The organism is Propionibacterium ruminifibrarum, from assembly GCF_900289195.1.
Taxonomy (GTDB): Bacteria; Actinomycetota; Actinomycetes; order Propionibacteriales; family Propionibacteriaceae; genus Propionibacterium; species Propionibacterium ruminifibrarum.
Window position 1 is genome coordinate 248,085 of sequence record NZ_OMOH01000005.1, and the last position, 21,872, is coordinate 269,956.

Sequence of the window (21,872 nt, forward strand, 5' to 3'; positions counted from 1 at the left end):
ATCGCCCGCCCGGGGCGGGTCCTCAACTCACCGAGAGGTTCAGCGCCTTGCCCTTGAGGCCCTTGCGGTGCGAGGTGACGATGGCCGCCAACGTCTGGATGGCCTGCGTCGTCGGGCTGTTCTCGTCGGTGAGGACGATCGGGCTGCCCGTCTCGCCGCCTGCGCTGACCCGCGGGTCGACCGGGATCTGCACCAGCAGGTTGATCTTGCGGTTGCAGCGCTCGGACAGTGCGTCGGCGGTGGCCTGGCCCCCGCCGGCCCCGAAGAGCTCAACCTTGTGGTGCTCGTGGCAGTGCGGGCACTCGACGTCGTAGTAGCTCATGTTCTCGACGACGCCGAGCACGTGCTGGTGCAGCATCTCGGCCATCGTGCCGGCCCGCTCGGAGACCTCGGAGACGTTCGACTGGGGAGTGGTCACCACGAGCACGTCGGAGTTCGGGATCTTCTGGCCGACCGCCAGCGCGACGTCACCCGTGCCCGGGGGCAGGTCGATGAGCAGATAGTCCAGGTCGCCCCAGAAGACGTCGGACAGCAGCTGGGTGATGGCGCGGTCGAGGATGGGGCCGCGCCAGGCGATGACCTGGTCGCGGGACTGCTTGAGCATGCCCATCGAGATCACGTTGATGCCAGAGACCGGGACGGGCAGGATCATCTCGTCCACGACGGTGGGCCGGGCCTCACCGATGCCGAGCAGATCGGGAATCGAGTGGCCGTAGATGTCGGCGTCCAGCAGCCCCACCTTCAGCCCGCGCTGGGCGAGGGCCAGGGCCAGGTTGACCGTGACGGAGCTCTTCCCGACGCCGCCCTTGCCGGAGGCGACGGCCACGACCCGGGTGAGATTGCCGGGCTGGGAGAAGGGTATGACGTTCTCCGCCTTGCCGCCCTGCAGGGACTTGCGCATCGCCGCGCGCTGCTCGTCGTTCATGACGCCCATCTCCACCTCGACGCCGGTGACGCCTCGAACGGCGGACAAGACCCTCGTGACGTCCTGCCGGATGGTCGCGTGCAGCGGACAGCCCGGTACGGTCAGCAGCACCTTCACGGTGACGACACCATCGTCACCGATGATGACGTCCTCGACCATGCCGAGGTCGTCGATCGGGCGGCGGATCTCTGGATCCTGCACGTTGTGGAGAGCCGCCCGGATCTGGGACAGCATGGGGTTCGGCGCTTCGCTCATAGGCATGTGTCTACGTCACTTCCATGGTTTGTTTCAAATGCGGTGGAAGAATTCCCCGTCCGGGGGCGGTTCCGGAGGGCGGTCCCGCCCAGGCCGGTACTTAGGCGGGGCCTACGGGCCGCTCTCGGTGGCCGGCCCCTCGGTGTCCTCCTCGGAGTTGTTGCCGTGCTCCAGCTCGAACAACAGCTCGCGCAGCTGATCGCGCAGCTCCGAGCGGACGAAATCCCTGGTCGCCATGTCGCCGACGTTGGAGCGCAGCGTGGCGATCTCGCGCGCCAGGTAGTCCATGTCCGCTCGTGACTGGGCATTGACGCGCCTGTCGTCGTCGAGGGAGGCCTTGTCACGGGCCTCCTGGCGGTTCTGGGCCAACAGGATCAGCGGGGCCGAGTACGAGGCCTGCGTGCTGAAGGCCAGGTTGAGCAGGATGAAGGGGTAGGGGTCCCAGTGGCGCCACCGGCCGATCAGGTTGAGGACGACCCAGCTGATGACGAAGATGGTCATCCACAGCAGGAACCGCGGGCTGCCCATGAATCGAGCGATCCACTCGGCGAACTGGCCGAAGGTCTCCTCGTTGAACCGGAGGCGACGCCGGCGGTGGAAACCCGTGCGGTCCCCGGGCGTGTTGAGGCGGTCCTCGGGGCGCTGGCTGTCGGCCATCAACTCACCTCCCGGTCATTGGGCAGTTCATCCGGTTCGATCCCGTCCATCTGGTCGCCGCGCCAGTCGTCCGGCAGCATGTGGTCGAGCACGTCGTCCACGGTGACGGCGCCGATGAGCTGGTGTTCGGTGTTGACGACGGGCGCGATGACCAGGTTGTAGGTGGCGAAGTAGCGGGAGACCTTGTTCAGGTCGGCGTCGGGCGTCAACGGCTGCAGTGCGTCGTCGATCACCGTCGAGGCCATCAGGCTCGGCGGCTCGCGCAGCAGGCGCTGGACGTGGGCGGCGCCCAGGTAGCGGCCCGACGGGGTGTCCGTCGGCGGTCGGGTGATGAAGACCATCGAGGCCGCGGCGGGCGTCACCTCGGGGTTGCGCAGCTGCGCCAGAGCCTGGGCGATCGTTGCGTCGGGGGCGACGATCACCGGTTCGGGCGTCATCATGCCGCCGGCCGTGAGTTCCTCGTACTGCATGAGGTTGCGCACGTCGGCGGCCTCCTCCGGCTCCATGCGGGCCAGCAGGTCCTCGGCGAACTCCTCGGGCAGGTCGTTGATGAGGTCGGTGGCGTCGTCGGGATCCATCTCCTCGAGGACGTCCGCCGCCCGCTCGACCTCCAGGGCGCTCAGCAGGGCGACCTGCTCGTCCTCCGGCAGCTCCTGGAAGGCATCGGCCAGCTGCTCGTCGGCCAGCGCGCGGGCCACGTCGGTGCGCTGGGCAGGGGACATGTCGTGCAGCTCGCGGGCCACGTCGGCCGGACGCATGTCGGCCAGCTGGGCGACCTTGCGGTCGGTCGCCTCGTCGTCGGCGGCCAGTGATGGCGCGATCTCGTCCCACGGCACCTGGAAGAGGGTGCCCTTGCGGGATGTGAAGCTGAATCGTCTGGTCGTGGTCTCACGCAACGCCGCCTGAGTGATCTCCCACTGCCGGTTGCGCATCTCCTGCATGGCGACATCGAAGATCAGCGCCTTCTTACCGTCGGTGGTCACCACCGTGCGGTCGAAGAGGTCGTCGAAGACCAGGGTCTCGCCCTCTCTCTGGTGGAAACGACGGGCGTCGATCACGCCGGACAATGACAGGCGTTCGGCGTCGATCGATTGGACGCGGGCCATCGGCACGAAGATGCGGCGTGCGGCGAGCAGTTCGATGACCAGCCCCTTGACCCTGGGAAGACGCCCGAGGGCACGGAACTGGGTGACGAAGTCACGGACCTTGCCCACCTGATCACCCGAGGCATCCAGCACCGGCAGGCCCTGCAGGCGTGACAGGAAGATCGAGGAGACGACAGGACTCACGGGTGAAGATTACCCGCTGACGACCCGAAATCAGCCGGGTCCGCTCGGCGATCGCCGAACGGACCCGGCTTGTCGCTTCAGGGATCGGAGCCTTCGCGGCGGCCTCAGCGATACCTCGCCGCCTCCGCCTCGACCGTGGTCGGTTCGGAGTGGCCCGAGTACAGCACCGTGTCCGGTGGCAGCGTGAAGATCTTCTGCGCGATGGTGCTCAGCAGCTGGTCGGCGTTCCCGCCCGGGTATCCGGGGTTGCCGAGGCTCCCCTTGAAGATCGTGTCACCGACGAAGCAGGCCCGGTCGGCGCCGCTCAGGAACAGCGTCGAGTCCTCGGTGTGCCCCGGGGCGCCGATGACGTCCAGGAAGAACCCCGGGTTGGCCTGGAGCCGGATCCGGTCACCGTCGTGGAGCGGCCTGTGGCCGGGCACCACGACGTTCCTGTCGCAGTACGCGGAAAGGTTCATGTGGGTGTCGGTCAGGTACTTCTCGGCGCCCTGGTAGGCCAGAACCGGTATGGGCATCTCGGCCAGGAGTGCTTCGATCCCGCCGGTGTGGTCGAAGTGCCCGTGTGTCAGTACCACGTACTCGATCGTCCAGTCGTTCCGGCGGATCGTCTCGGCGAGGCGACGCCCCTCCGCGCCGGGATCGACCAGGAAGCCGTGCCCGGTGGCCGGGTCGATGCTGACGTAGCAGTTGGTCGTGAAGACGTCCGTGACGAAAATGGTCCTGATCATCGGATCCGGCACCCGTCGGGGCCGCAGGATGCTCCCTCGGGCGCGTCCGGCCCGGCCTGCTCCTCCTCCAGCGCCTTGCTGAGGACGGACTCCAGCTGCTCGGCGGGGACCGCTCCGGGCACGCCGTACCGGCCGATCACGAAGAATGGCACGGCGTGGACCCCGTACCGGGCCGCCTCCCTCTCGTCGAGTCGGACCTCGTCCTCGTAGCGGCTGGAGGAGAGGAATGCGGCGGTCTCCTGCCTGTCGAGCCCTGCGGCCTGCGCCACGTCGAGGAGGACCTCGTGGTCGGCGAGCTCGAGGTTCTTCGAGAAGTAGGCCTCGAAGAGGGCCTCCGAGAGTCGTTCGGCCACGTCGGCGCCCTTGGTCGTGGCGTACTTCGTCAACCGGTGGGCGTCCATGGTGTTCGTGAACAGGGTCGTCGCGTAGTTGAACTCGAGTCCCTCCTGCCTGCCCAACTCCGAGATGTCCTCGATCCTCGCCGCGGCCTCCTCGGTGCTGAGCCCGTACTTGGCGGCGAAGCGGTCCAGGGTGCTTCCCGCGGAGCGCTGCGGCGCTGCGGGGTCGAGCTGGAAGGACTTCATCTCGAGCTCGATGCTGGTGCCCGCCGGGAGTTCGGCGATCGCCTTCTTCAGCCGTGTCTCGCCGATGTAGCAGTAGGGGCAGGCGTAGTCGGACCAGTACGTGATGTTCATCCGGTGCTCCTTGTCTCGCGTCGGATCAATATTAGAACATGTTCTATTATTACAACAGTGCGGGCCTGCGATCGAGGGTGTGAGCAACGTGGTGCCGTCCGGGTGCTTGCGAGGACAGTCCGCCGGGGCGCCGTGAAGCCATTGCGAGGGTGGATCGGTGGACCCGGCGGTGAGGGTGGCCGGACGGGAGTGCGTCGAAGGGCTGGTAGCGTGAGGGCGCTGAGAGCCGGGACGAACGTGAGTTCAGCGGTCGGCGGGCTCGTCGGCACGGGTTTCTCCGGGCCGTGCCCGCTCGGTGCCGACGTGATGCGTGCGGAGGATGGAAGACATGGCCGGTCCACCGGGAAGACCGAGAAGGGGCGAGACGAGGGACAGCCGACAGGTGATCCTGGACGCGACGGTCGCGATCATCAAGGAGCGCGGCGCCGGTGCGGTGCGCGTGAGGGATGTGTGCGAGCGGGCCGGCGTGTCCACGGGAACCTTCTACCATCACTTCGAGAACAAGGACGATCTCCTCATGTTCTTCGTGCGGGACGGCTTCTTCCCCGCAACGGACCTGCGGACGCCGCGGGACGACCCGGCGGGACGGATCGTCGAGCTCTACTCGTCCCTCATGTCCGCCTACGTGGCCATGGGCGAGGACTTCATGAAGAGCTTCTACACCACGGACAACGCGGCACTGTCGGCCTCCTTCGGCCAGACGGACGGCAGATTCCCGCCCGGATCGGTCATGGCGGTGAGCGAGGAGGAGATCACGGTCGCGGTCTCGTCGGGTCTTCTCCCGGGCGTCCGGGACGTTCACCAGGCTGCCGCCGACATCTGCACCCTCGTGAAGGGGTGCGTGTTCGAGTGGTGCCTCAGCGGCGCCGACCTCGATCTGGGCGAGATGATCGACCGGCTCATCCGGGACCATCTGCGCGCGTGGGGCCTGCGCGACCGCACCCGGTAGCGGGGCCTGAGCCCGGTGGCGGCACGACGATGCCTGCGCGGGGCTTGGTGGCCAAGGCCACGGCCGGGTCGGGCATCCGGGGCGCCGGGGCGTTAGCGTTGTGCCATGAGCTACCGACCTCGCCGCTCCGTGCTGTACATGCCGGCGTCCAACGCCCGTGCCCTGGCCAAGGCCAGGACGATCGACTGCGACGCGGTCATCCTGGACCTCGAAGACGCCGTCGCGCCAGACGCCAAGCCGGCGGCACGCGAGGCGGCCTGCGAGGCCGTGCGGAGCGGCCAGTACGGTCACCGCGAGCTGGTCGTGCGCGTGAACTCGCCGGGTACCCGCTGGCACGAGGACGACCTGGCGGCCGTCTGCGCCGCCGCCCCCGACGCCATCGCCGTGCCGAAGGTGGACTCCGCCGAGCAGGTTCGATCACTGATCGCAGCCATGGACCGGCTCGGCGCGCCCGGGAGCACCGGCCTGTGGGCGATGATCGAGACGCCGCGGGCCGTCCTGGACGCCGACGAGATTCTCGGCTCCTCCGAACGCCTCGAGGTGGCCGTACTCGGTACGAACGACCTCGTCAACGAGCTGAGGGCGGCGTGGGTTCCCGGGCGCGCGCCGCTGGTCCACGCGCTGCAGACCGTCGTGGCCGCGGCCCGCGCCCATGGCAGGGTCGTGCTCGACGGCGTCTACAACGACGTGCGCGACGAGCGGGGCTTCGAGGCCGAGTGCAGGCAGGGCCTGGAGTTCGGGTTCGACGGCAAGACGCTCATCCACCCCGGCCAGGTCGCCATCGCCAACGACGTCTGGGCGCCGGATGAGGCCGCCGTCGCCGAGGCCCGCGAGCTGATCGCCGCCTTCGACGAGGCACTCGCTGCCGGCTCCGGAGTCGTCACCTTCCGTGGGCGCATGATAGAGAACCTGCACGTGGCGGCTGCGCGCCGCATCGTCGACGCCTACGAGGCGATCGCGAGTCGCTGAGCCGTTCGCCGCGCAGCACGGGAAGGCCTCCGACTCGGATGCTGCACACAAGCGGTTCACAGTCGGCGCAATGCTTCGTCCAGGCATGCCGACTAGACTTGAGTCAATCAGGCTTAGGTTTCGCTCTCACGTGGAAGAGCGGGGCTGGACCACGGTGATACGAGGAGAACCCATGACCTTGACGGGCGGCACGGCTTCTGTCCCCGGTCGCGGCAATACGCGCCTTCAGCTGCGTTCCCCCGCGTCCATCGCGATCTACGACTCCTACGATGACGCCCAGCACGCCGTCGACTATCTGGCCGACCGCAACTTCCCGGTGCAGTTCCTGTCGATCGTCGGCACCGATCTGAAGAGCGTCGAACGCATCACGGGGGGCCTCAACTGGGGCCGGGTGCTCGCCAGTGCCGCAATGAATGGGCTCGTCTGGGGCGCCATGGCGGCCCTGCTGTTCTACTTCTTCATTCCCGATGTGAGTCTCGGGCTGATCTTCCTGGGCGCCATCGTCGTCTTCGTCCTGGCCAACGTCATCACCTCGGCGATCAGCTATGCGATGACCGGCGGGCGGCGCGACTTCACCTCGGCCTCCCAGATCGTCGCCACCCGCTACGAGGTCCTCGGCGAGAGCCAGGTGGCGGGCCAGGCCCGCCAGCTCCTGGCCGGCGGCCAGCCGGTGCGCACGGTGCGCAACGATCCCCCCGCCCAGCCCGCAGGGGCCCCCGCCGCCCCCACCGATCCCGTCGGCGGCCAGCAGCCACCCGCGTACGGCCCGCCAGTGCATGGCCAGCCACAGCCCTACGATCAGGGCGGGGCACAGGGTGACCTGTCTGACCTGCCGGTCCCCGGGTATCCGGCGGCGGCCGGGCCCTCCGGCGTCCCGAACCAGACGCCTCCCCAGGCGACCGGTCGTGGCGGTGAGGTCGGCGACGCAGAGGCCTTCGACCCCACTGATCGCGGCCAGGGCTGATAAACCGTTCGGCGTGGATCCAGGGTAGCCTTAGGCCTGTTCGGCTCGGCGAGGAATGTGGTACTTCCCGAAAAACACCGAGCACTCCCATGGCCAAGGCGCGGGTCGATGCTGTTGTGTCCAGCGTCGTAGTAGACGGCAGGTTTGATCGGTCCTGCTTGTGAGGGGAATGAGGTGGTGCCTGTGGTTGCGAAGTGGACGTTGTCGTTCAGGATGCGTCGTCCGGGGCAGGAGGAGCGCATGGAGGAGGAGGCTGCGCGGTCCTGGGAGCTGATCCAGCAGTTGCGGGGCCTGCACCCCACCCTGGACCCCTGGCGGCAAACCAATAGGATCAAGGCGAAGGCCGCGGCGAACCCCGAGATCACCACCCTGGAGGAGTTCCTCGCCGTCATGCACGCCAACATCAAACCCGACCTGTCCGGCGTCAGGTTCTCACTGTTCTCCGGTGATGTGGACCGCGCCGATGGCGCCTCCATCATGGTGAGGATTGGCGGGTGGCAGCCCGACACCGGCGGCGTAAGGCTTGAGTTCCATAGTAGTGAGTTCGCTGATCTGCTCGTCGGTGATGAGTCGCTGGCTGATCGCCTAGTCGCCATGGGCGCGGACATCCTGGATCCCGAGATCGGGGGCCTGTCCCGTGAAGATCACCCTGTCAAGGATCATCCTGAGCCGTATGACTATACGCAGGGGTGGAAGATGTTCTTCCCGGCCTCCTCACCCCACTGGGCGCAGGCGGGTGCCCTGGCCACGGCCTCCTACCCGACCGCTAACGGTGCGGTGTTCACCTACGGTACTCCCGACACCTACCCCACCATCCTGGACACCTGGCCCAAGAACTCCTGAACCCTTCAAACCCGCTCGCCCCGAACAACGTCACCCGCACCGGGTGCTCACATCCCGGGTGCGAGCTGACGTGCTGCGCTGTGCACGGCGCCGCAATCAACGGCAGACACACCCCGGCATGTCCGGCATCCCAGCCGGGCCATCCGGGGACAGCAGCAGGGGTGGTATCAGACGGCTTTACCACGAAGCCTCGAGCCGGCTATCAGGGGGCGCAGGAGCCAAAAAGGTCTGCACTGACCCAAGGAGCGCCTGGGTCTTTCACTCGAGCGGTACCGTCACTGAATCATGATGACCAAGAGTGCTGCGGAATGACCTGTCGCTCACAAACACTCTCGCTCAAGGAAGGGGAACTCCCATGATTGACATGGATGCTGTCGGCCGGGAGATTGCTGCTGGTAAGAACGAGCTCTCCTCCAGTGACAAAGCGATCCTCTCCCTTGGTGCGCGCAGGCGCATCTGGATGGCGATGCAGGATCCCGACGACAATGAGATCACCTACCGACACCGCGTTGAATTGGAAATTCAATGTGTCGAACACGTTCAACATCTCTGGGACAGGGCATTCCCTGGTGATGCTGGCATCAATGAGATGATTGCACTCGCACGAGAGCTCATCGAGCGACGAGCGGATCCTGAGCAGGCAGAGCGACGCGCGAGTAGCTTTTTGATCGATACCTTGGACAGGGTTTCTGTGTTCGATTCTGTCGTTGAGCCCGCTACCTTCGTCGCCGATGCCGCCTCGCACACGGTGATATCCGCCTGTTATCGTAATCCTGGTTTTGATATCGAGGATCCGGAGCTTGACGACGACGAGCTACTCCCTGATGCGCTCGAGGCAAGCTACAGCTGCGCCATTGCGATGGCGAATGCTGCGAACTGGCAGCCGATTGAGGAGACCGACGTGGCGGCACGCCGGGAGTTCTGGGCCTGGTACCTGGATGAGGCCATCCCCCAAGTCCTCGCGAGATAACTCCCCAACGGCCCTTTCCCCTACATTTTCGGTACGATCCATTCCGCATCGACGCACCCCCAAAACAGGCATAGAACGCCAGTTCGTAAGAGTTGTCTCAGCCCGCGGCCATAATTCAGAAGGCGGGTCATGGGTGGGTGCGGAGGTCGAGTCCTACAGCGTACACTATGGGGCGACAGGAACCGTTCGATGATCTGGTCTCACCTGATAACCCGGCCCGGGTCGCGCTGCCGGACTGAGACGCCATCGAGAACACCGAGGTTGAAGTGCATTCCGTGTCCGGCCGGTACTGGTCATATGCACCAACGACGGAAGGAGGCAATCATGAGACGTTTCATCACGTGGGTTGTTGACGCTCAGTCGGGTCATCTGGAACAGTTCAAGGCCCATCAGACCCCTGAGGTGATTGCCGACGACATCGCCCGTCAGCTGACTTCCCCGACCTTCCTCACTGGGGGGCCGCGCTTTGCCTCGGGACTCTGGATGCTGTCTGACAGGAAGGACACCCGTGCCGAAGGCGCCTATTTTGCTCTGGGGGTTCAGCCCCTTCCCGAGGGGGTGAGATCTCCCGATGAGTTGCCAGATGATGATCCTGAGCAGATGCGGTACATGCAGGCGGCCGGGTCTAATCGGGCCATGACGATCGAGGCCCGGGTCCCCGACGCGGACGGGGGCTACACCCACTACGTGCTGGCGCGTGAGCCTGGCGCGGATCCGAACCGGTGGGTGCCCCTGGCCTGGGACAACGGCTCGGCCAAGCCGTACAAGATCCGGCTGCACCCGGAGGAGGTGTTCACCGGCGAGCAGGCGGCATCCGTCTTCCGCGACTACATCGTCAACGACCAACTCCCCGGCCCCGAGCTACTGCGCCCCATCGACGTCTGACCCGCTGCCGCAGTCCCTCCCGGTCGGCACGGGGCGCCTCCTCAGACGCGGGGGACCGATCCCATCCACGCCTCGACCCCGGCGCTGTCCCTCGGCAGCTGGTCGCTGAGGATCGAGCAGCCGTCGGCGGTGATGACGATGTCGTCCTCGATGCGCACCCCGATGCCGCGCAGCGGCTCGGGGACGAGCAGGTCGGTGGACTTGAAGTAGATCCCCGGTTCGACGGTGATGACCATGCCCTCGGCCAGGGTTCCCTGGCGGTACTGCTCGGCACGGGCGTGCGCGCAGTCGTGCACGTCGAGACCCAGGTGGTGGCTCGTGCCGTGCACCATCCAGCGGCGCCACTGGCCGCCGTCGGTCGACAGCGCCTCGTCCACCGAGACCGGCAGGATGCCCCAGTCGTGGAAGGCCTGCGCGAGCACCTGGACCGCCGCCCGGTGCACGTCGAGGAACCCCGCCCCGGGCCGCGCCGCATCCATACCGGCCTGCTGCGCGGCACGGACCGTGTCGTGGACCTGGCGCTGGGCGTCGGTGAAGGAACCGGTGACCGGCATCGTGCGGGTGATGTCGGCGGTGTAAAGAGAGTCGAGCTCGATGCCGGCGTCCATGAGGACGAGGTCGCCGGGTCGCACCGGGCCGTCGTTGTGCACCCAGTGCAGGGTGTTGGCGTGGTCGCCGGCCGCGACGATCGAGTCGTAGCCGACGGCATTGCCCTCGGTGCGCGCGTGCATGCCGAAGACCCCCTCGAGCAGCCGTTCCCCGCGGCGGTGGGCGACGGCCCGGTCCATGTGGGCGACGACGTCGGTGAAGGCCTCGGCGCTGACCCGGCAGGCCTCGCGCAGCTGGCCGAGTTCCCAGTCGTCCTTGACCAGGCGCAGCTCGTCGGCGGCGGTGTGCAGCTCCCCGTCGGCCGCAGCACGCATGCCGCGGGCCCTGTCGACCAGCTCGGTGACGCCCCGGTCCGCCTCGCGGATGACGCGTAGCGGGGCGCCGCCGCCCTCGATGAGCGCCGGCAGCCGGCCGATGTCGGCGGTCCGCATGCCGCACATCGCCGACATCTCCTCGAGCGACTCGCGGGCGCCGACCCACATCTCGCCATAGCGGGCATCGGAGTAGAACTCCGGGTCGGTGCGCGGGGCACGCGGGTGGAAGTGCAGGACACCCTCGCCGTCGGGCTCGATGACGAGGACGGCGTCGGGTTCGCGGTCGGTACCCAGTCCGCTGAGATGCGCGAAGGCCGAGTGCGGGCGGTAGGGGAAGTCGCAGTCGTTGTTGCGCCGCCGGTACCCGCCGGCAGGGATGATCAGACGCTCGCCGGGGAACAGGGCGGCGAGGGCTGCGCGGTGGGCCGCTGCGCTGGGGGCCGCCGGCAGCCGGGGCGGGGGCTCGGTGGGGTAGGGCGCCCAATCAGAGGTGATGAAGTCCTTGAACGCGTCCGAGTAGCGCGGCCCGCTGCGGGGCTGCTGTGGTTCCTGCTCGCTCATGGGCGCCTCCCATCCGGCTCGTGTCGATACTAGGCCGGGCGGGCGGTTCCGGGGTCTCGGCCTCCGAAGACGCTCCATCCCCGCGGCCAGCCGACGGGCTCGTCGTCGAGCACCGCCAGCGCCGCGACCGCGTCGGGAAGGGGCCGCCAGTGCGCCAGCTGCACGCCGGGCCACTGCAGGGTGTCGTTCTCGGGCCGGCGCGGGTCGGACAGGAAGCCGGTGCCGCGGGCCTTCAGCAGCGCCTCCTTCGCGGTCCACAGGCGCAGCGCGTCCGCATCGCGGGGGTGGGCGGCCAGCCATGCGCGTTCGGTGGCGGTGAACACGGAGTCCAGTTCGCGGATGGTTCCGGCGCTGCCCAGACCCTGCGTGTCGACGCCTACCGTGGCCTGGGAGAGTACGACGACCACGGTGTTGTCGTGACTGATCGAGACCTGCCAGCCGGGCAGGTCGGGCACGGGGCGGCCGGTGCCGTGGTCCGACCCGCTTGTGAGGAGCCGGACCGTGGTTCCCGGCGGGGCCAGGCCGAGATCGGCGGCGATGAGTCCGGCACGGTGCAGCAGGGCCCTGGCGGTGGCGTACCGGGAACGGTCCTGCTCGCGGCGTAGCCGCCCCAGGCGCTGGTGATCGGCTGCGGTGAGCAGGTCCGGCGGGATGTCGCGGCGCCAGTGGGCCAGGGGCCGCGACCAGGTGAGGACGGCCAGCGGCCGGGCCAAGGTGAGCGCGCCGAACGAGTCGTCCGGCCACTGTCCGACGTCAGACATGATCGCTCCCCGCTGCTTCGCCCTGGTCGACGTTCGGCCAGCCTATCGTTCGTACCGATGGACCAAGACGCTTCGGCGCGAGTGATGGTGGTGCGGAAGTCCACGCAGGCGGCCCTATCCGGTCGATCGCCGGCGCCCCCGACTAGGCTTGGCCCATGCTCGCTGATCCAGCCGCGCAGCGTCGCCTGCTCGACGTCGCCGCCCTCGACATGAAGCTCATGCGCCTTCGCCATCAGGCGGCGAACCTTCCCGAGAACGAGGAACTCAAGGCGCTGCAGGCCGAACGGGCCACGCTGACCGGGCAGATCACCGAGGCGGAGACCCGACGCAGCGACGCCCAGGCCGAACTCGACCGGATCGACCGTGACCTCGACGCCGCCAAGGCGCGCCAGGACCGCAACCAGAGGCGCGCCGACTCCGGCGAGGTCGCCGACCAGCGGGCACTGCAGTCCCTGCTGGCCGAGATCGAGCACCTCGGTGGCCGCATCAACGACCTCGAGGACACCGAACTCGAGGCCATGCAGGCCGTCGAGGACGCCACGACGGCGCACACCGAACTGACCGCCCAGCGCACCGAGATCGAGAACCGGATGCGTGCGCTGCTGGCCAGCCGCGAGAAGAAGAAGACCGAGATCACCGAGCAGGGCAGGCAGCTCATGGACGAACTGGCCCTCACCCGCAAGCCGCTGCCCGATGATCTGCTGGGACTGTACGACAAGGTCGCCAAGCGCACCGGCTCCAGCGGTGCCGCCGAGCTGCGTGCCAAGCGCTGCGGAGGCTGCGGCCTCGAGCTGGACGCCGCCGAACTGCACGCCATCGCCGCGGCCCAACCGAACACGGTCGTGCGGTGTGAGGAATGCGGCCGCATCCTCGTGCGCACCGACGAGTCGGGCCTGTGACAACCGGCGACCGACCCCCGCCCTCCGCGCATCGTGGGCGCCGGCGAGGCGCGCTACGCTGTCCACGGACGAGTCGGCCGGACGGTCGCGGCGTCTCGGCGTCGAGGAAAGTCCGGGCTCCACAGGGCAGGGTGGTGGACAACATCCACCCGGGGCGACCCGCGGGACAGTGCCACAGAAAACAAACCGCCCGAGTGATCGGGTAAGGGTGAAACGGTGGTGCAAGAGACCACCGCGTCGCAGGTGACTGCGATGGCAGGGCAAACCCCACCCGGAGCAAGACCAAGAAGGATGCCTCGGCATCCGCGCAGGTGTTCGAGGGCTGCCCGCCCGAGCCTGCGGGTAGGTCGCGCGCCCGTTGCGGAAGCGGCGGGCGGAGGGCGCCGGCAACGGCGTTCACAGATGGATGACCGTCGGCTGTTCGCAGTCACAGAACCCGGCTTACAGGCCGGCTCGTCCTCTCGTGTGGCAGAGTTGGCCGTGCTGGTGCACATGGAGTAGTCCTCGCCAGTCCCGAATGGGTGCGTGAAAGGACCGCTGATGAAGAGATTCCAGACCGCAACCCTGGCCATGGCGGTGATCACCTGTGCGGTGTGGATCGACGACACGGCGTGGTGGACGCGTGCCATCACCACCGCAGCACTCGTGGTGTGCCTCGTGGCCGACATACGTGGTGCGCGCAGGCAGGTGAGTACGAGGTGAGTGTTCAGGCTGTACAGGAAGCCGCCGGTCGGGTCGCAGAGGCGAAGGCCGTTCATGATGAACGGGTCAGAGAGCTGCGGGCACAGATGCGGGCGGCCGCGGAGGCGGGCGTTCCGGTCGCTGCCGTGGCGCGAGCCGCCGGGGTGTCGCGGCAGACGGCGATCAACTGGCTCAAGAACGAGCACTAAGGCCCCAAGGTCGGGCCGTGCAGGGCGTGTTGTCTTTGACAGGACGGGCGGCCAGGCAGCCTGCCAGCAGGTGAGGACGGTCAGCTTGACTGCTGGGCCTGCCAGACGTCCTTGTGCCGTTCAACGAGAAGAGATGGTTGTGATGAGTCGCAGCAGATTCACGGTCACTGTTGAGCGCGGTCATGGTTCATGGTGGGTGATCGAGTGCGCAGAGCTCGGTGCCGTCTCCCAGGTGCGTCGCATCGATCAGGCAGCCGACGACATCCGGGAGGCGGTCGCCCATTTGTCCGGATTGCCCGAGGACGGGTTCGACATCGAGGTCGTCCAAGCGCTGCCGACGAGCTCCGAGCGAAAGTGAGAAACCTCAGGATGCCGCAGGGCTGAACCACGGACTCCCGCACGATGCGGGTGTTCCGCCTGCTCGGTACCTGCACTGTCACTGCCCACCCCGGTGGCACCATGGAGGGCATGGCGGATGCGGATTCGAGCGGCACGGACGGGCTGAGGCCCGGCTATCTCGTCTCGTTGGCCGTCAAGACCTTCCTCCTGGTGGGGGTCGTTCTCGTCGTCGTGTGCTTCTTCACGCTGATCTCCTCCTCGCTCGGCTACCAGGAGGGGAGCCCCGCTGGGGGCGTCAGCGACTGGAGTGGGTGGATTCTTCAGCGTGCCTTCTTCGACGGTCTCGACCCGCGTCTGTCGGCAGGGGAGTTGTTCGGTGCAGCCCTGTGGACCGGTATGCGCACCTTCGGTCTCTTCCCCCTGACCCTGGCCCTGATGGCCAGGCATGTCTCCCGCCAGATCTGGGAGGAACCGAAGCGCCATGTCTTCAGACTCATCGGCCTGGGCATGTTCGTGCTGGCCCTGCTCAACCCGGACGATCTCATGCGCTCGGGCCTGCCCTACGGCCTGAACATCTACGCCGTGACCCTGGGCCCCGCCCTGACCGTGGTCGGCGGATGCATCGACCGGCAACTCTTCGGTGCCGAGAAACCCATCTGGCAGCGCGACTGGGATCCTGCTGCGCAGGGCCTTCCCCAGCCCGTCTGGTCATCAGTGGCGGGGCCCAGCGGTACACAGGAGCCGCCGCTGCCAAGCAGCCAGAACCCGTACTGACCGATGACCCGCCCAGCAGCCGGGCCGCAGCCCGCGCGGCCCGGCCTGGCGTCAGGCGACGGACTGCTCGATGGCCGACAGATCGATGGCGCCCGGGTCACCGCCGAGGATCGGTTCGCCGCTGCTGGGCAGGGTGAGGACCTCGGCGCCCTGCTCGGTGATCACCAGGGTCTGTTCGAACTGGGCGCACCGTGAGCCGTCCTGGGTCAGGACGGTCCAGCCGTCGTCCCACTGCGTGGTGCGGGCGCTGCCGATGGTCAGCATCGGCTCGATCGTCAACGTCATGCCCGGCGCCATCGTGCGGTCGTAACGCGGTTCGTCGTAGTGGAAGATGATCAAGCCGGAGTGGAAGGCCGTGTGCACGCCGTGCCCGGTGTACTCGCGCACCACGTCGTAGCCGAAACGCCTGGCGTACTTCTCGATGACGCGGCCGATGACCGACACCGAACGGCCGGGCTTGCAGGCCTTGATCGCGCGATACATCGCCTCCCTGGTGACCTCGGAGAGACGCTTGGACTCCTCGTCCACCTCACCCACGTAGAAGGTGGCGCAGTTGTCGCCGTGCACGCCCTCGGCATAGGCGGTCACGTCGATCTTGACGATGTCGCCGTCCTCGAGGGGCCGCGTGTCGGGGATGCCGTGACAGATGACCTCGTTGACGCTCGTGCAGATGCTCTTGGGGAAGCCCCGGTAGTCCAGGCTCGCCGGCCACGCATGATGGTCGCACATGAACTCATGGGCCACGGCGTCGAGATGATCGGTCGTGACGCCGGGTGCGATCTGGCTGGCCGCCACGAGGATGGCGTCGGCGGCGATCCGGCCCGCGACGCGCATCCTCTCGACGATCTCGTCGCTCTGGATGTCGGAGCCCTCATAGTTCTCAGGCCCCATCTTCCCCACATAGGGGGGGCGGGCGATGCCGGCGGGGACGGAACGTTTCGGGCTCTGAGGGTAAGGCTTCATGGCAGTCACGGGCACAGTCTAGGACCCGGCCCGCGCCCCGCCCATCAGAATTGCGAGTGGTTCTCGAAAATGCTCAGGGGACCACCTTCATCTGGTCCATGCACTCCTGCGCCTTGGCCATCCGGTCGGCATCGCCCAGGTTGATGCTGGAGATGAAGACGCCGAGGTGGTCGTTCGAGCCGACGTCGACGACGTAGATGTCGACGACGTCGCCCCTGACCTGGGGCAGGGAACTCATCGACACGTAGACCTCTGACTGGATGTGCCAGGCCTGGTGCCCGTCGACGGTGGTCTCCTCGTCGACGAGGTCCTTCTGTCCCGTGTATCCGTCGTAGTAGCCGCTGGAGGCGTAGCACTCGAGGGTCTGGCGGGCCGAGGTGCTCAGATCGGTGAAACCGTCCTCGAACAGCAGGGCGCCGACGGCGATGTCCGCCACCCAGCCAACGTAGATCTGATCATCGATGGCGTGGAAGTCGGCGACCCAGTCGAGACCCTTGTAACTCTTGTCCCAGCCCTCGATCGTGGGGACCCGCAGGTTGCCACCGGTCAGTGAGCCATCCACCTGATCGGTCGTCGTCCCGCCTGTCGTGACGGGGCAGCGTTGGCTGGATTGGTTGGAGGTGTCTTCGGGGGTGGGGGTGCTGGTTTCGTCCCAGACGGGTTCGGTGGGTGCTGCGGTGTTGGTGTCCTCGGGGACGTCGCCGTGTCGGTTGAGTCCGCCTCGGGTCAGGGCGATGGCTGTGATGATGGCGNTGCTTGTTGTGGCGGGTGTGGTTGTTGGTGGTGGTGTTGTGGCGGGGTCGGTTGTTGTGGCGTCGGACCAGGTGTGTCCGTCCCAGTAGCGGTAGCTGCCGGGTGTGCCTGCTGGGTCGGGGTACCAACCGGGGACGGGCATGCGCACTCCTCAACGACGGTGGGTGAAGACGGCTCTAGGAGGTGACCTCGACCCCGGAGATGCAGTCGCGCACCTTCTTGTCACGGCCGGAGTCGCCGATCGTGACGCTGGAGATGAGGACGCCGAGGTGGTCGTTCGAGCCGACGTCGACGACGTAGATGTCGACGACGTCGCCCCTGACCTGGGGCAGGGAACTCATCGACACGTAGACCTCGGACTGGATGTGCCAGGCCTGGTGCCCGTCGACGGTGGTCTCCTCCTCGACGAGGTCCTTGCGGCCGGTGTACCCGGAGTAGTAGCCGCTGGAGGCGTAGCACTCGAGGGTCTGGCGGGCCGAGGTGCTCAGATCGGTGAAACCGTCCTCGAAGTTCAGGGCCCCGACCGAGACGTTCGACATCCAGCCCGTGTACACCGTGTCCATGAGCGTGTGCGTGTCCGAGACCCAGTCCAGGTAGAAACTCGACGAGGTCCGCCAGCCCGAGATGTCCGGGGCCTTCAGGCCGCCCCCGGCGATGCCCTTGGCGGGCTGGCTCGACTCGGCCGATGCGGTGGTGACGGGGCAGCGTTGGCTGGATTGGTTGGAGGTGTCTTCGGGGGTGGGGGTGCTGGTTTCGTCCCAGACGGGTTCGGTGGGTGCTGCGGTGTTGGTGTCCTCGGGGACGTCGCCGTGTCGGTTGAGTCCGCCTCGGGTCAGGGCGATGGCTGTGATGNTTGTGGCGGGTGTGGTTGCTGGTGGTGGTGTTGTGGCGGGGTCGGTTGTTGTGGCGTCGGACCAGGTGTGTCCGTCCCAGTAGCGGTAGCTGCCGGGTGTGCCTGCTGGGTCGGGGTACCAACCGGGGACGGGCATGCGCACTCCTCAACGACGGTGAACCGGGCGAACCCCTGTCCGCGCGGCGGCCTGTCATGGCCGAGACGGTGGCTCACAGTGGAGTTTATCGCCTCGGCCCCCCGGTCGCGTCGGCGTTGGGCGGTGCGCGCTGGCACACTTGGGGGCATGGATCGTCAAACCGAGTTCGTCCTGCGCACTGTCGAGGAACGCAATGTGAAGTTCATTCGGCTCTGGTTCTCCGACGTGCAGGGCTTCCTGAAGTCGGTGGCCATGGCCCCGGCCGAACTCGAGAGCGCCTTCGACGAGGGCACCGGTTTCGACGGCTCGTCCATCGAGGGCTACGCCCGCGTGTACGAGTCCGACATGATCGCGCACCCCGATCCGTCCACCTTCCAACTGCTGCCGTGGCGCACCCACGCCAACACGGCACGCATGTTCTGCGACATCACCATGCCCGACGGCTCGCCGGCGATGGCCGACCCGCGGCAGGTGCTCAAACGGGCCCTGGGCAAGGCCGCCGACATGGGGTTCACCTTCTACTGCCACCCCGAGATCGAGTTCTTCCTGCTCGAGAAACTGCGCCAGGGCGACTTCGAGCCCAAACCGCTCGACAACGCCGGCTACTTCGACCACACCACGATGGACGACGGCACCGATTTCCGCCGCGACGCCGTGATGATGCTCGAACAGATGGGCATCTCGGTCGAGTTCAGCCACCACGAGAGCGCGCCGGGCCAGCACGAGATCGACCTGCGCTACGCCGACGCCCTGTCGATGGCCGACAACATCATGACCTTCCGGGTCGTCGTGCGTGAGATCGCAGCCGCCCAGGGCATCCAGGCGTCCTTCCTGCCCAAGCCGTTCACCGACGCCGCCGGCTCGGGCATGCACACCCACATGAGCCTGTTCGAGGGCGACCGCAACGTCTTCTTCGACGCCGCCGACGAGGTGCGCCTGTCGAGGACCGGCAGGCGTTTCGTGGCCGGCCTGCTGGCCCACGCCCGCGAGATCACCGCCGTCACCAACCAGTTCGTCAACTCGTACAAGCGCCTGTGGGGCGGCGGCGAGGCGCCCGCCTACATCTGCTGGGGCCGCAACAACCGGTCGGCGCTGGTACGGGTGCCGCTGTTCAAGCCCAACAAGCAGTCCAGCGCCCGCATCGAGTACCGGGCCATCGACTCGGCCTGCAACCCCTACCTCACCTACGCCCTTCTCCTCAACGCCGGGCTGGACGGCATCGAACGCGAACTGCCGCTGCCCGACGAGGCCGAGGACGACGTGTGGGCCCTGACCCACAAGGAGCGCCACGCCCTCGGCATCGCCCCGCTGCCGCGCAGCCTCGACGAGGCGATCGAGGCCATGGAGTCCAGCGAGCTCGTCGCCGAGACCCTCGGCGAGCACGTCTTCGACTACTTCCTGCGCAACAAGCGCGCCGAGTACTTCGAGTACGCCCAGCAGGTCACCCCGTGGGAACTCAAGCGGGGCATCGGCCGGATCTGAACCAGCGAAGCGGAGGAGGCCTGCCATGATGTTCGTCTGCTCGTCATGCGGGGCCCGCGAGCCGGCCACCACCCGGGCGTCTGGGTGCGCCTGCGGCGGCCTGTGGGACCTGGAACACGAGCACCCGCCGTTCGGCCTCGACGCCGTTGACCGCGGCGAGTGGAGCATGTTCCGCTACCGGGCCTTCATGGGGCTCGACGACGATACCGCCTGGCGGTCCGTCACCATGGGCGAGGGCATGACCCCGATCATCGACTTCGACGACGACCTGGCGCTGAAGATGGACTACTTCATGCCGACCCTGTCGTTCAAGGACCGCGGGGCCGCGGTGCTCGTCGCGCACTGCGTCTCGATCGGGGTCGAGAACGTCGCGCAGGACTCCAGCGGCAACGCCGGCCACGCCGTGGCCGCCTACTGCGCCCGCGCCGGGATCGGCTGCGAGATCTTCGTGCCCGAGGGCACCTCACCGAAGAAGATCGACCTGATCAGGGCCTGCGGCGCCACGGTCAACGTCGTGCCGGGCAACCGCGACCACTGCGCGGAGGTCTGCCGCGCCAAGGTCGCCGACGAGGGCGTCTACTACGCCAATCACGTCTACAACCCGGTCTTCTACGAGGGCACGAAGACCTTCGCCTACGAGATCTACGAGCAGCTGGGGCGCGTCCCGGCGAACATCCTCGTGCCGGTCGGCAACGGCACACTGTTCCTCGGCCTGATGAAGGGCCTGGAGGACCTGCTGCACGCGGGACTCATCGAGACGATGCCGCAGATCATCGCCGTCCAGGCGCAGGGCTGCGACCCGCTGCTGCGGGCTGCCGAGGCCGGCGCCTCGCAGCCGGTGACGGTCACGCCGGAACCCACCCTCGCTGAGGGCATCGCCATCGGAGCGCCGATGCGCGGAGCGCAGATCCTCGCCCACGCCCGCAGGTACGGCGTGCGTTTCGTCCACGCCCCCGAGGACGAGATCCTGCGGGCCCGCGCGGCGCTCGCCGCCAGGGGCGTCTACTGCGAGCACACGACGGCCGCGAACCTGGCCGCCTACTGGCAGTACTGCCGGCAGTGGGGACCCACCCCCGACTGCCTCACGGCCATGTGCGGGGCCGGCCTCAAGTCGGACCACTGAGCCCGGGCCGGGGCATCACTCCGGCGCTCGGGTGCCGGCCGCCCCGTGCCGGTACCCGACTCTTCCCAGACCCGCCCGGGGGGCCTGCGCGACCGGGCGCCGCCTCGCATGTTTCGCGTTCCTCCCCGATCCGCCGGGGGGCGGACCAGCCCGGATCAGCGCGGGGCGATGACCGGCAGCATCTGCCGCACCTCGGCGGCGTGCACGCCCGAGACGCGCAGCAGGTGCCGTTCTCGCGCGGCGGTCCAGTCCAGCATGCCGGTGCACAGGGCCCAGAAGGTGTCCGGGTCGGTCTCGACGACGTTCGGCGGGGTGCCGCGGTGGTGCGTCGGGCCGCCGGTGAGCGCTCCGAGCTGCACGGCCGTCACCGGGGGCACCCGCAGTTCGATGCTCTGGCCCGGGTGGCGTTCGCTCAGCGCCTGCGCGCAGGCCCGCAGCGCCTCGGCCGTGCCCGCCCGGTCGAGTCCGGCCCCGCACCGCTCGGCCAACAGGCGGGCCTCGATCGTCGCGGCCCGGATGACGTCGGGCAGCCTGACGGGCCCCTGGTCGGTCTCGACGACACCCGTACCGGCCCCGTCCAGCGCCCGCCCGCACGCGGCTAGGGCCTCGTCCGCGTGGGCGGCCAGCTGCTCCGGCGACTCGTCGGCGGCGAGACGGTCGACCCGATCGTCGCGGGCCGGGCGGTCCTGCTCCAGGGCGGTCAGGTAGTCGGCCAGCGACATCGGGGTTGCGCGCAGCGGGGCAGTGGCCGCCCGCTCGACGACCTCTGTCTGCCAGATGAGCTCGGCCAGGGCGCGGGCTCCGTGGGCTTCCGCGGGGTCTCTCAGCGCCCTCAGCCGGGTGAGATGGGCGCCTGCCGATCTGCGTGCTGCCGCTTCGGCGCGGGTTGCCATGCGATCCCTCCCGCCTCGTTGGTCCTCATCGTCGCCCACCTGACGCGTGGACGGCAGGTCAGCGCGCTGCGAGACTACCCGCTCATCGGCTGTCGAGGCGCGGAGCTCGGGACTGAAGACCCCACGTCCCGCGGTGGCCACGGCCCGGCGGGATCACGAGGCATCCGCATTGCACCAGCAATCACTGAGCAGAGCAGTGTTTCTGCGCAGATCTATGATGCGGCACGAACTGGCCGAGGTTCGAGTAGGCTCCTGACGAGGGCAGTGGGGTTGGTCTCGAGACCGGCCCAGCATGTGGCGTGCTGTTCTGCGCGTCCGGCTCGGGCGGAAGCCGCCGAGAGCCCGATGACGTGCGCTCTGAAGAGGCGCTGTCGGCTGCGCGAGGGTCTCCAG

At 67.9% G+C, this 21,872-nt stretch carries 21 protein-coding genes, 1 other RNA gene and 2 pseudogenes; 13 read left to right on the forward strand and 11 right to left on the reverse strand.

Translation table 11 applies throughout. The features are described 5' to 3' along the window. Nucleotides 1–22: 22 nt before the first annotated feature. The 5 genes from PROPJV5_RS07825 to PROPJV5_RS07845 all read right to left on the reverse strand — a co-directional run bounded on the left by PROPJV5_RS07825 (nt 23) and on the right by PROPJV5_RS07845 (nt 4,549). Nucleotides 23–1,180 carry an Mrp/NBP35 family ATP-binding protein gene (locus PROPJV5_RS07825; protein WP_119715788.1) on the reverse strand — a complete coding sequence of 386 codons (1,158 nt, stop codon included), beginning with the start codon at nt 1,178–1,180 and terminating at the stop codon, nt 23–25. Between the two features lie 111 nt (nt 1,181–1,291). Beyond that, the gene (locus PROPJV5_RS07830; protein ID WP_119715789.1) at nt 1,292–1,837 is read right to left on the reverse strand and encodes a DUF1003 domain-containing protein; all 546 of its coding nucleotides are present in this window, start codon (nt 1,835–1,837) and stop codon (nt 1,292–1,294) included. After that, complete coding sequence (locus tag PROPJV5_RS07835) at nt 1,837–3,126, reverse strand: magnesium transporter MgtE N-terminal domain-containing protein (protein ID WP_338047470.1); 1,290 nt, start codon at nt 3,124–3,126, stop codon at nt 1,837–1,839. Before PROPJV5_RS07835 ends, PROPJV5_RS07830 begins: the two co-directional genes overlap by 1 nt. A 104-nt stretch (nt 3,127–3,230) precedes the next feature. Beyond that, the gene (locus PROPJV5_RS07840) at nt 3,231–3,854 is read right to left on the reverse strand and encodes an MBL fold metallo-hydrolase (RefSeq protein ID WP_119715790.1); all 624 of its coding nucleotides are present in this window, start codon (nt 3,852–3,854) and stop codon (nt 3,231–3,233) included. Beyond that, a complete protein-coding gene (locus tag PROPJV5_RS07845) occupies nt 3,851–4,549 on the reverse strand; it encodes a DsbA family oxidoreductase (RefSeq protein ID WP_119715791.1) in 699 nt (232 codons plus the stop codon). Before PROPJV5_RS07845 ends, PROPJV5_RS07840 begins: the two co-directional genes overlap by 4 nt. A 328-nt stretch (nt 4,550–4,877) precedes the next feature. Between PROPJV5_RS07845 and PROPJV5_RS07850 the strand changes: the two genes are divergently transcribed. The 6 genes from PROPJV5_RS07850 (at nt 4,878) to PROPJV5_RS07875 (ending at nt 10,129) form a co-directional block, all read left to right on the forward strand. Continuing rightward, the gene (locus PROPJV5_RS07850) at nt 4,878–5,498 is read left to right on the forward strand and encodes a TetR/AcrR family transcriptional regulator (RefSeq protein WP_119715792.1); all 621 of its coding nucleotides are present in this window, start codon (nt 4,878–4,880) and stop codon (nt 5,496–5,498) included. A 105-nt stretch (nt 5,499–5,603) separates the two neighbouring features. Beyond that, nucleotides 5,604–6,467, forward strand: a complete 864-nt coding sequence (locus PROPJV5_RS07855; RefSeq protein ID WP_119715793.1) for an HpcH/HpaI aldolase/citrate lyase family protein — start codon at nt 5,604–5,606, stop codon at nt 6,465–6,467. Nucleotides 6,468–6,639: 172 nt separating this feature from the next. Next, a complete protein-coding gene (locus PROPJV5_RS07860) occupies nt 6,640–7,431 on the forward strand; it encodes a YflT domain-containing protein (RefSeq protein WP_119715794.1) in 792 nt (263 codons plus the stop codon). Between the two features lie 240 nt (nt 7,432–7,671). Continuing rightward, entirely contained in the window at nt 7,672–8,274 is a 603-nt protein-coding gene (locus tag PROPJV5_RS07865) for a hypothetical protein (protein ID WP_147385401.1), read from the forward strand. A gap of 355 nt (nt 8,275–8,629) precedes the next feature. Then, complete coding sequence (locus PROPJV5_RS07870) at nt 8,630–9,244, forward strand: Imm5 family immunity protein (RefSeq protein ID WP_182858636.1); 615 nt, start codon at nt 8,630–8,632, stop codon at nt 9,242–9,244. Between the two features lie 324 nt (nt 9,245–9,568). Then, entirely contained in the window at nt 9,569–10,129 is a 561-nt protein-coding gene (locus PROPJV5_RS07875; RefSeq protein ID WP_119715796.1) for an NTP pyrophosphohydrolase, read from the forward strand. Nucleotides 10,130–10,170: 41 nt separating this feature from the next. On the opposite strand, the gene PROPJV5_RS07880 is transcribed toward PROPJV5_RS07875, so the two are convergent. Then, entirely contained in the window at nt 10,171–11,613 is a 1,443-nt protein-coding gene (locus tag PROPJV5_RS07880) for an aminopeptidase P family protein (protein ID WP_119715797.1), read from the reverse strand. Between the two features lie 29 nt (nt 11,614–11,642). Further along, nucleotides 11,643–12,374, reverse strand: a complete 732-nt coding sequence (locus PROPJV5_RS07885) for a 4'-phosphopantetheinyl transferase family protein (RefSeq protein ID WP_119715798.1) — start codon at nt 12,372–12,374, stop codon at nt 11,643–11,645. A 155-nt stretch (nt 12,375–12,529) separates the two neighbouring features. Here PROPJV5_RS07885 and PROPJV5_RS07890 point away from each other — a divergent pair, with 155 nt between their 5' ends. From PROPJV5_RS07890 to PROPJV5_RS07905, 5 genes are all read left to right on the forward strand, one after another. Continuing rightward, entirely contained in the window at nt 12,530–13,273 is a 744-nt protein-coding gene (locus tag PROPJV5_RS07890) for a zinc ribbon domain-containing protein (RefSeq protein WP_119715799.1), read from the forward strand. Nucleotides 13,274–13,342: 69 nt separating this feature from the next. Beyond that, nucleotides 13,343–13,733: RNase P RNA component class A (gene rnpB / locus PROPJV5_RS07895), an RNA gene on the forward strand. 80 nt (nt 13,734–13,813) lie between these two features. Beyond that, entirely contained in the window at nt 13,814–13,975 is a 162-nt protein-coding gene (locus tag PROPJV5_RS12550) for a hypothetical protein (RefSeq protein ID WP_182858637.1), read from the forward strand. 330 nt (nt 13,976–14,305) lie between these two features. Beyond that, entirely contained in the window at nt 14,306–14,521 is a 216-nt protein-coding gene (locus PROPJV5_RS07900; RefSeq protein WP_182858638.1) for a hypothetical protein, read from the forward strand. A 110-nt stretch (nt 14,522–14,631) separates the two neighbouring features. After that, entirely contained in the window at nt 14,632–15,276 is a 645-nt protein-coding gene (locus tag PROPJV5_RS07905; protein WP_147385402.1) for a hypothetical protein, read from the forward strand. 51 nt (nt 15,277–15,327) lie between these two features. Here the strand turns inward: PROPJV5_RS07905 and map are convergent, their stop codons facing one another. The 3 genes and pseudogenes from map to PROPJV5_RS12915 form a co-directional block, all read right to left on the reverse strand. After that, a complete protein-coding gene (map, locus tag PROPJV5_RS07910; RefSeq protein ID WP_182858639.1) occupies nt 15,328–16,248 on the reverse strand; it encodes a type I methionyl aminopeptidase in 921 nt (306 codons plus the stop codon). Between the two features lie 744 nt (nt 16,249–16,992). Continuing rightward, a pseudogene (locus tag PROPJV5_RS12910) lies at nt 16,993–17,134 on the reverse strand (DUF2510 domain-containing protein); the annotation flags it as partial. Between the two features lie 711 nt (nt 17,135–17,845). Beyond that, nucleotides 17,846–17,981 (reverse strand): annotated as a pseudogene (locus PROPJV5_RS12915) (DUF2510 domain-containing protein); the annotation flags it as partial. Nucleotides 17,982–18,128: 147 nt separating this feature from the next. Between PROPJV5_RS12915 and glnA the strand changes: the two are divergent. Both glnA and PROPJV5_RS07930 read left to right on the forward strand, forming a co-directional pair. Next, nucleotides 18,129–19,463, forward strand: a complete 1,335-nt coding sequence (gene glnA, locus PROPJV5_RS07925) for a type I glutamate--ammonia ligase (RefSeq protein ID WP_119715805.1) — start codon at nt 18,129–18,131, stop codon at nt 19,461–19,463. Between the two features lie 25 nt (nt 19,464–19,488). After that, nucleotides 19,489–20,586 carry a threonine synthase gene (locus PROPJV5_RS07930; protein ID WP_119715806.1) on the forward strand — a complete coding sequence of 366 codons (1,098 nt, stop codon included), beginning with the start codon at nt 19,489–19,491 and terminating at the stop codon, nt 20,584–20,586. 155 nt (nt 20,587–20,741) lie between these two features. Here the strand turns inward: PROPJV5_RS07930 and PROPJV5_RS07935 are convergent, their stop codons facing one another. After that, complete coding sequence (locus PROPJV5_RS07935; protein WP_147385403.1) at nt 20,742–21,479, reverse strand: sterol carrier family protein; 738 nt, start codon at nt 21,477–21,479, stop codon at nt 20,742–20,744. Between the last annotated feature and the right edge of the window lie 393 nt (nt 21,480–21,872).

Bases quoted from the DNA above. Each gene is read 5' to 3' on its own strand.
- PROPJV5_RS07825 (WP_119715788.1), bottom strand. From the start codon at position 1,180: ATGAGCGAAGCGCCGAACCCCATGCTGTCCCAGATCCGGGCGGCTCTC.
- PROPJV5_RS07830 (WP_119715789.1), bottom strand. From the start codon at position 1,837: ATGGCCGACAGCCAGCGCCCCGAGGACCGCCTCAACACGCCCGGGGAC.
- PROPJV5_RS07840 (WP_119715790.1), bottom strand. From the start codon at position 3,854: ATGATCAGGACCATTTTCGTCACGGACGTCTTCACGACCAACTGCTAC.
- PROPJV5_RS07845 (WP_119715791.1), bottom strand. From the start codon at position 4,549: ATGAACATCACGTACTGGTCCGACTACGCCTGCCCCTACTGCTACATC.
- PROPJV5_RS07850 (WP_119715792.1), top strand. From the start codon at position 4,878: ATGGCCGGTCCACCGGGAAGACCGAGAAGGGGCGAGACGAGGGACAGC.
- PROPJV5_RS07855 (WP_119715793.1), top strand. From the start codon at position 5,604: ATGAGCTACCGACCTCGCCGCTCCGTGCTGTACATGCCGGCGTCCAAC.
- PROPJV5_RS07860 (WP_119715794.1), top strand. From the start codon at position 6,640: ATGACCTTGACGGGCGGCACGGCTTCTGTCCCCGGTCGCGGCAATACG.
- PROPJV5_RS07865 (WP_147385401.1), top strand. From the start codon at position 7,672: ATGGAGGAGGAGGCTGCGCGGTCCTGGGAGCTGATCCAGCAGTTGCGG.
- PROPJV5_RS07870 (WP_182858636.1), top strand. From the start codon at position 8,630: ATGATTGACATGGATGCTGTCGGCCGGGAGATTGCTGCTGGTAAGAAC.
- PROPJV5_RS07875 (WP_119715796.1), top strand. From the start codon at position 9,569: ATGAGACGTTTCATCACGTGGGTTGTTGACGCTCAGTCGGGTCATCTG.
- PROPJV5_RS07880 (WP_119715797.1), bottom strand. From the start codon at position 11,613: ATGAGCGAGCAGGAACCACAGCAGCCCCGCAGCGGGCCGCGCTACTCG.
- PROPJV5_RS07885 (WP_119715798.1), bottom strand. From the start codon at position 12,374: ATGTCTGACGTCGGACAGTGGCCGGACGACTCGTTCGGCGCGCTCACC.
- PROPJV5_RS07890 (WP_119715799.1), top strand. From the start codon at position 12,530: ATGCTCGCTGATCCAGCCGCGCAGCGTCGCCTGCTCGACGTCGCCGCC.
- PROPJV5_RS12550 (WP_182858637.1), top strand. From the start codon at position 13,814: ATGAAGAGATTCCAGACCGCAACCCTGGCCATGGCGGTGATCACCTGT.
- PROPJV5_RS07900 (WP_182858638.1), top strand. From the start codon at position 14,306: ATGAGTCGCAGCAGATTCACGGTCACTGTTGAGCGCGGTCATGGTTCA.
- PROPJV5_RS07905 (WP_147385402.1), top strand. From the start codon at position 14,632: ATGGCGGATGCGGATTCGAGCGGCACGGACGGGCTGAGGCCCGGCTAT.
- glnA (WP_119715805.1), top strand. From the start codon at position 18,129: ATGGATCGTCAAACCGAGTTCGTCCTGCGCACTGTCGAGGAACGCAAT.
- PROPJV5_RS07930 (WP_119715806.1), top strand. From the start codon at position 19,489: ATGATGTTCGTCTGCTCGTCATGCGGGGCCCGCGAGCCGGCCACCACC.
- PROPJV5_RS07935 (WP_147385403.1), bottom strand. From the start codon at position 21,479: ATGGCAACCCGCGCCGAAGCGGCAGCACGCAGATCGGCAGGCGCCCAT.